The organism is Rubrimonas sp., from assembly GCF_036788415.1.
Lineage (GTDB): Bacteria > Pseudomonadota > Alphaproteobacteria > Rhodobacterales > Rhodobacteraceae > Rubrimonas.
In genome coordinates, this window is sequence record NZ_DAIQNN010000117.1 from 1 (window position 1) to 6,930 (window position 6,930).

Consider the following 6,930-nt stretch of genomic DNA (forward strand, 5'->3'; position numbering starts at 1 on the left):
AAACCGTTGTAGGGCAACCTACCGTGGGTTCGAATCCCACCCCCTCCGCCAATCGTTTCAATGACTTGTAAGCGGTCTAGCGGAGCGTCCGGCGCGGGGTCGGTGTCCGGATCGTGTCCTGAGCTCGAGCGAGGGCTGCCGCCGGCGGCAGCTCCGCGCCCGCTTTTCCTGCCCCGGTTCTCCCCGCAGCCGCTTTGACGGCCCTTGTTTTCGCGGCCCCTGGCGTCCCGGTCCCTCGTGTCCTGGACCCTGGTGTCACGACCCCTGCTTTCCCGGCGCCGGGCTTAGCGGCCGCTGACGGCGCGCCCGTAATGCGCGGCGTCGGGATCAGGCCTGCGGTCGGCACGACCTCCTCGTCCGCGTGCACATAAGTTCTGAGCGTGAAGCTCGCGTCGGCATGGCCCAGGACCTTGGCGATGTCGCTGATCGGCAGGGCGCTGCGACAGAGCAGCGTCGCGAACCGGTGGCGCAAGCCGTGCAGCCCCTTCGCCCGCTTCGGCCAGCCTGCGCGGCGCTTGAGATAGGCGACCATGCCGGAGACCCGGTTCGGAAACAGCGGCGCGCCCTCCGCGTCGCCGAAGACGTAGTCGTCAGCGCCAGCCGCAAGGCCGGCGGCGCGGCGCAGCGCCGTCTGAGCGTCGCGGTGCGCCTGCAGGAGCGCGACAAGCCAGTCCGCCAGCGCGACCTTGCGATGGCCGGCTTCGGTCTTCGGCTTCTTCTCGGTCACGCTGGCCCTGGTCTGCATGAGGGCGCGGTGGATGAGCAGGCATCCTGCGCCGCTGTCGAGATCACCCCAGCGCAAGGCCAGCGCCTCCCCGCGCCGAAGGCCGGTCTGGCTGATCAGCACGATAATGAGCCACAGCAGGCCGCCGCACGACAGCGATGCGCCGGCGAGTTCGAGCAGCGTCTCGACCCGGTCTTCCTGCGGCGCGACCACCCGTTCGATCAAAGCCTTCGGCACGTCGATCGCGTCGAAGGGGTTCCCTGCGATCATGCCAGCTTTGGCCAGAAACGCACAGAACTTCTTGCCGACCGCAAAGTGCTGTCGAGAAGTTCTGGCAGCGAACGGCCGCCCGGCGGCGGCGCCAATCTTCTTGAACGTCACCTGAGCTTTCGTCAGATCGTCGGATTTCAGCAGGATTAACTTCTTGTCACCGATGGCGCGACCAAAGTTGTTGGCGATGTTCATTTGCCGTTCCGCCGTCTTCGCGTTGATCAGCCCAGCGGCCAGCCGATAGTCGATCCAGCTGAGCATCCCCTTCTCGAAGTCGACGTCGGCCACTCGCCGATGGGCGTCGGGATGAACAAAACTGCAGAATATCTCGGCATCCAGCTTGGTCTCGAACGTCTTTGATCCCCGCCGACGCACGCCTTCCGCCCCATTGGGTAATTCCCAGCGCACCTGGAAACGCCCGTTTTGCTTCGCCACGATGGACGTCATGGCGTGCCGCCCCGGATCGTAAAGGTTTCCACGACTATGTCGCGGCCGTGTTTTTCACGATGTCCGATGTCCATTGGCCTTCTGTGCGCGTCATGATCTCACCGATGGTGAAGATGTTCGGCGAGCCGGGACGGGTCTCGATCCGGGCCACATGCTGGCCGGAGATGTCGTGCGCGTCGATCAGGGCGCGCATCAGGCCGACGAGCGCATCGTTCCACGGAAGCACCGTCATCGTCTCGCGCGCGGCTCGCTGGAGCAGCAGGTTCTGGCCCACGATCTCGCGCGCGCGCCCGCTTACGGTCTCACGCCGCGGGCTTTTGACCTCGATGAGGACCAGTGGACGCGACGGGTCGTCCGCGGCGTAAATCGCCCCGTCCGCCATCAGGCCGCGCCAGCGCCAGTTGCGCGCCAGCGTCCCTCGACCCCTCGCCAGGCGGTCCAGCGCCTGCTCCACAAAACCGAACGCCGCCGCCTCGAAGGCGACCGCCGAGGCCTTGCCTTCCGTCCGGGCCCCGAGAACGGCCCCGTGTTCGCGACGCGATCGACTGCGCTGAAGCAGATCGGCGATCCGCCGGCGCGTGATTCGGCCATCGAGGACATCGTCGACGATCCGGTCGGCCTCGTGCCGCGCCGCGCCGTGCAGGCGCGCGAGGATCAGGATCTGCGTGCATCCGGTCGTCGGCGGGTGCTCGGAGAGCCGATCGGCGTAGTGCTTGAGGAGAAAGCATCGCGCGGCGATGTTCTGGCGTAGCGTGGTCGCTGTCATGCCGCTCCGTTCGACCAGCGCTGCGAGCGCGTCGGCCTGGCTCCTGTGACCGTGGCTTGAGGGATCGGCCAGCACCGAATCGGCTTCGCCGGCGATGCTGAACCAGTCGAGGTCGCCTTCCTCACCTTTCGCGCGCCGCGGCATGGCTTAATTGACCGCGCGTTCATATCTATCCCACATACGAGGCCAACGGCAAGCCCCTGTCGGCTCTTGCTGCCGCCCATCGCCCGGAGACGTGCACTCAATGAAAACCGTCAAGGATCTGGCAAGCGCCATCGGCGTTGACCCCTCGACAATATCTCGGGCGATCAGCAGCGGGAAAATTCGCGTCATCGTGTTCGGTCGCGCCATCAGAATCCCCATCGACGAGTACGACCGGATCGTGCGCGAGGGATATGCCGGCGCGCGGAAGTTAATCCGCGCGGCGCCTGTGCGATCGGCGGCATGACATCCCGTCCTGCGGCGGCGCGTCGCGCGAGGCGGACCACCCCAGACGAGGTGTTATCGTCTTGCACGGTGGCGAAACCGCGACGGGACAAAGCCGTCTCGTCAGTGAAGACGAGGCGCGCTATCTGGACGGGGCGCGCCGCGCTGCGACCGACGCCCGCGGAGATGCTGGAAACTTCGATTTGCATGGCTCTCACCGAGAAAGACGACCTTGCGTCGTCGGGCCACGGAGGCAGTCTCGACGTCGCTTTGTTGGTCCCGCCAGACAAAAACGCCGCTTTTCCACAGACAGGCAAGACGGAATGACGATGCGAGCGGTCGAACCTCTTCCGACGCTGCGAGGTGGCGGCGTCGGCGTCCAGGGGATCGCAGTCTGACGCCGAGCCCGGGGTCAGGCCGCCCGATGGGCGCAGCGCACCCCGAAAAGGGGCGCGGTCGTGCGGTCGGCCATGTCGCCCACCTTGCGTCTGTGCCGGCGCACGCCGCGCGACGCGGCGCGTCGAACCGATCCGGCGCGATCGGACGAAAGGCGAGAGCAATACGATAACGCGTTTTGTGACAATACCGTAGCAGCACTGGACGAGGAGAGACGGCGATGCAGGCGAAGGCGACGATCGAGAGCGTCGGCGCGGCGGTCGACGCCCTGCGCGCCGAAGGCAGGACGCCATCGATCCGCGCGATCGCAGCCATGACAGGCGGCTCTCATTCCACGATCCGGACGCTTCTGGAACAGCGCGCGGCGCGCGACGATGACGCGCGCGCCGCGCACGCGGCGCCGCCGACGCCGCCCGCGATCCAGGCGCGGCTCGACGCGCTGTGGCCGGCGATCTATGCGGCGGCGCACGACAGGGCCGGGGCGGAGGCCGCGGCGCTGCGCGAGGCGCTGGCGGAGAGCGGCGCCGAGCTTCTCGCGGCGCTGGAGCAGAACGCAGGCTTCACGCAGGCCCTCGGCGCAGCCGCGGGCGAGCTCGCACGCCTGCACGCGGCGGAGGTTGCCCAGGCGCAGGCGTTGGCGGTCGCCACGGCCCGGTTGGCCGACGCGCAGGCCCGCTGCGCCATGCTCGACGCGCGGCAGGCGGAGGCCGAGGCCGGGCGTCGGGACGCCGAAACCCGCGCCTGCGCGGCCGAGGCGGTGACGGCGATGTTGCGCGAGACGGCGGCCGCCTGGGCCGGCGCCGACGCCAGAACGGCGCCAGCCTGGGCCGCGACCCGTGAGGACGTTCTCAAGCCGATGGGCGACGCGGTCGGCGCCGCGTCACCCCGGGGCGCGATGACCGTCTCGGCGCCGGATGTCGCGGCGCGAACGCAGAACGCGATCCGGTTGCTCGCGCGGCGCCAGCGCAGGTTCGCGTCCAGCGCTGCGGCGGCGGCGGTTTCGACGCCGGTCGCGACGCAGGGTGATCCGAACGTCTCGAGCAGACGCCGAAGGGCCGCCAACGCCCCGTCGGGCAACGGCGCCTCGGCTTCCAGCGCCAGAACCAGCCCCTTGGCGGCCTTGAGGTTGACGCCGTGGGCGTCGAACGCCGACACGTCGATCTCGTCCAGAAGCCGGGCGTTGGCCGCCACAGCCGCGTCGAACGCCTCCAGCAGTTCGCGCGCGGCCCCGACCACGGTCCACGCCGCCAGCAACACCTGCTTGTCGATCATCTCTTGCTCTCCCCGACCGCCGGATCCCAACGATGCGACAGGTCAAGACTTTCCCGGCGCGCCCGGTGGAGAATGCGCCTCGGCAGGCGGGCGTGGCGCACGGCGAGCATCCGGCGCCGACGCGAACCCCGAACCGTGCAAGCCAGGGCGGCGCTCCGCGCCACACGATGACCCTCGGGCGCCTCTTCCGCGATCCTTGTGCCCAAGGCGCGCCTGCGCGCCGACGCAGCGTAGCGCAAGTCGCGCAGGCCGCCGGGGGCGGGACCAACGCGGCTCGGCTTGCGACCCCCGCGGTAATGGCCGGCGCCGGGGCGAACTTTGCCGCCCCAGCCTGGCCCCTTGGAGGCGAGGGGCGCGCTAGCCGCGGCGCCGCGGCTTCGAACCCCTTGCAGCGCCTTCGCCCCCGGCCTCCGGCCTATGAGCGGCGAGCACTGCTTCGAGCGCCGTCACGCGCGCGTCCTGCGCGACCACTTCCACGAGGCGGTCACGCAGCCACGCCATCGCGTCGGCCGTTGCGGGCGCGTGTGACAGCCGCGCGACCACGGCCGACACGCCGCGCGTCGCCGCCCGCAGATCGCGGCCGAGCGCCGCCGTCCAGGCCCCGTCGGCCGCGACGGCGGTCATCAGACGACCCAACGCGACGCGCGCGCTCTGATCGCAACGCCGCGCGGCGTCGCGAAGCGCGTGGTCGTGCTGGCGGAACAACAGGGTCAGATTGACCTGCCTCGCCCTGCGACGGGTCGTGATCTCCAGACGCAGAACGCGCAAGCGCTCGGGCGCGGCGAAAGCGTGGGGATAGAGGACGCTCATGACAGTGCTCCGTTGTCCGTTGGATCCGCGGGAGGATTCCCGGTCAAGCGACCCGCGAGATGGGCGGGCCGGGAGCGGCGGCGCGAGGAAGAGGCGACGCGCGCCGGCGTCTGATCAGGCGTGTCGGCGGTGGGGCGGCCTTGCCCGGGGCGCGCGCGCGCGCGGCGAAGCAGGCAGGGCCGTTTCGCGCGACGCCTCGTCAGCCGCGCGATCCGCCGGCGAGCCACGCCTTGGCGAGCCTTGCTGCGTCGGGACCGGCCGGTGCGGCGCTCGGGAACGGTTCAGCCGCTCGTAGACCGCATCCAGCCTGTGGCCGCTGAATACGGCATGGGTCGCGGCGTGGAAGTCACGCACGGCGAGCGCGGGCGGCGAAGGCATGGTCTCTTCCAACTCCACGCCATGCGACAACGCCCAGAGGCGCGCGGCAACCATCATCCCGACCGCCTGGATGATGCTCTCGCGGGTCCCCGGCTTCGGCGGCTTGAGCGTCTTGCGCCCCGCGATGCGCACGTTCCGCTCGAGCAGCGCGCACGCCCTGCGCAACTCGGCCGGCCACTCCTCGGGCGGCGGACCCACGCGCTCGTAGACCCGCGGCTTGGGCGGCTTGGCGTTGTACTTCGCGTTCAGCGCGGCGTCGTAGATCTGCCGCAGGGGTCTCGCGGCCGCGAGCGGCACGTTCGGCGCCCACGTCTCGAGGCCCCAGAGCAGGGCGTAGAGCTGTGCGCGGTTGTCTGCGGCGGCGGCGAAGTCGCCCATGAGCGCTTGCTCCGGCGCGCGGCCGGCCTTCGCAAGACCAGAGAAGAACCGCTCGAGCGGCCCGAGCACGCCGCGCCGCGGCAAGGGCCCCTTGAGCCGCATCGCGGCCATGCGCGCGACAACGTCGCGCGGCGCGTGCGGTACGAGCGCGATCAGCGCCGCGGCGGCTTTCGCCGGATCCCTGAACGCGCCCATCACGCGGCCCGCCGGTAGATCAGCGCACCCGCCTGCGGATTGAACATGGCGATGGTCTCGGCGAACAGCTCGGCGGCCCGCCGGCCGTCGCCGCGGATGTAGAACTGCTCAACCGTTTTCAGCGAGTCCGGCAGCAACGCCGCGATGGTGGCGTATACCAATTCTCACGGTTCATGACCCATGTGCCCATTCCCGGAGGCCGATGGTCATGATGCGCCATGGCTGATCGAGGATGCGCCGCCAGGCGGCGCAGGCGTGATCGAGGATGTCGTCGTAGGACCGGAAAATTCGGTTCGACAGCCAGTTGTCGCGGATGAACTGCCAGAGGTTCTCGACCGGGTTCAGCTCGGGAGCCTTGGGCGGCAGGGGCATGAGGGTGATGTTTGGCGGCACGGCGAGCTTCGCGCTCATGTGCCACCCGGCCTGATCGAGCAGCAGCACGGCGTGGGCGCCGGGTGCGACCGCGGCGGCGACCTCCTGCAGGTGGAGGTTCATGGCCGCTGTGTTGCACCGGGGCAAAACGAGGGCAGCCCCCTTCCCGAGTTTTGGGCAGATCGCGCCGAACAGATAGGCCGAGGCGGTGCGCTGGTCCTTCGGCGCGGAAGGGCGCGTGCCGCGCTTGGCCCAGCGGCGGGTGATGGGGTTCTTCTGACCGACCCGCATCTCGTCCTGGAACCAGATTTCTATGGGTTTTCCAGCGGCTTCATTCGCCGCGACCTGCGCCAGCGCGGCGGGGAAGTTTTTTTGAACGTCTCGAGGCTCTCGGGGTCCTGCGCATGATGGCGCGGTCGGGCGGAGAGCTTGCGATACCCCAGCGCGCGCAGTTCCCGGCTCAGCGTCTGCACCGAGACCGACAGGCGGAACTCCT

General features: G+C 69.6%; 7 protein-coding genes and 1 pseudogene. 2 read left to right on the forward strand and 6 right to left on the reverse strand.

Features of this window, described 5'->3' with window-relative positions:
• Positions 1–76: 76 nt before the first annotated feature.
• Together V7Q31_RS16255 and V7Q31_RS16260 are read right to left on the reverse strand one after the other, a co-directional pair.
• Positions 77–1,441 (reverse strand): tyrosine-type recombinase/integrase, encoded by a 1,365-nt coding sequence (locus V7Q31_RS16255; protein WP_333834907.1) that lies wholly within the window; start codon positions 1,439–1,441, stop codon positions 77–79.
• Positions 1,442–1,475: 34 nt separating this feature from the next.
• Entirely contained in the window at positions 1,476–2,351 is an 876-nt protein-coding gene (locus V7Q31_RS16260) for a hypothetical protein (RefSeq protein WP_333834908.1), read from the reverse strand.
• A 100-nt stretch (positions 2,352–2,451) separates the two neighbouring features.
• On the opposite strand from V7Q31_RS16260, the gene V7Q31_RS16265 reads away from it, so the two are divergent.
• The gene (locus tag V7Q31_RS16265; protein WP_333834909.1) at positions 2,452–2,655 is read left to right on the forward strand and encodes a hypothetical protein; all 204 of its coding nucleotides are present in this window, start codon (positions 2,452–2,454) and stop codon (positions 2,653–2,655) included.
• A gap of 594 nt (positions 2,656–3,249) precedes the next feature.
• Positions 3,250–4,662 carry a DNA-binding protein gene (locus V7Q31_RS16270; RefSeq protein ID WP_333834910.1) on the forward strand — a complete coding sequence of 471 codons (1,413 nt, stop codon included), beginning with the start codon at positions 3,250–3,252 and terminating at the stop codon, positions 4,660–4,662.
• Here V7Q31_RS16270 and V7Q31_RS16275 read toward each other — a convergent pair.
• From V7Q31_RS16275 to V7Q31_RS16290, 4 genes and pseudogenes are all read right to left on the reverse strand, one after another.
• Positions 4,659–5,111, reverse strand: a complete 453-nt coding sequence (locus tag V7Q31_RS16275; RefSeq protein ID WP_333834911.1) for a hypothetical protein — start codon at positions 5,109–5,111, stop codon at positions 4,659–4,661. The two genes, V7Q31_RS16270 and V7Q31_RS16275, sit on opposite strands and share 4 nt — an antisense overlap.
• 114 nt (positions 5,112–5,225) lie before the next feature.
• Positions 5,226–6,062, reverse strand: a complete 837-nt coding sequence (locus V7Q31_RS16280) for a hypothetical protein (protein ID WP_333834912.1) — start codon at positions 6,060–6,062, stop codon at positions 5,226–5,228.
• Entirely contained in the window at positions 6,062–6,223 is a 162-nt protein-coding gene (locus tag V7Q31_RS16285) for a hypothetical protein (protein WP_333834913.1), read from the reverse strand. Before V7Q31_RS16285 ends, V7Q31_RS16280 begins: the two co-directional genes overlap by 1 nt.
• A gap of 10 nt (positions 6,224–6,233) precedes the next feature.
• Positions 6,234–6,930 (reverse strand): annotated as a pseudogene (locus tag V7Q31_RS16290) (IS630 family transposase); the annotation flags it as partial.